The organism is Paralimibaculum aggregatum, assembly GCF_030270585.1.
GTDB classification, from domain to species: domain Bacteria; phylum Pseudomonadota; class Alphaproteobacteria; order Rhodobacterales; family Rhodobacteraceae; genus Thermohalobaculum; species Thermohalobaculum aggregatum.
This window is the reverse complement of sequence record NZ_BSYI01000185.1, coordinates 1-262: the sequence shown is the minus strand read 5'-3', so window position 1 is coordinate 262 and position 262 is coordinate 1. Positions and strand designations below refer to the sequence as shown.

The 262-nt window shown below is 69.5% G+C and carries 1 protein-coding gene; it reads right to left on the bottom strand.

The window, feature by feature from the left end:
- Positions 1-262: GTP-binding protein (locus tag QSJ97_RS24870; protein ID WP_285675192.1), on the bottom strand; the 262-nt coding region annotated here is incomplete at both ends.

Here is a 262-nt window from a genome sequence, read left to right as displayed (position 1 = left end):
ACCCTCCATCGCGGCCAGCGCCGAGCCGGCGATGATCGGGATGTCGTCGCCCGGGAAATCGTAGCTGGAGAGCAGCTCGCGCACCTCCATCTCGACCAGCTCGAGCAGCTCCTCGTCGTCGACCTGGTCGACCTTGTTCATGAACACCACCAGCGCCGGAACGCCGACCTGGCGCGCCAGCAGGATGTGCTCGCGGGTCTGCGGCATCGGGCCGTCGGCGGCGTTCACCACCAGGATCGCGCCGTCCATCTGCGCCGCGCCC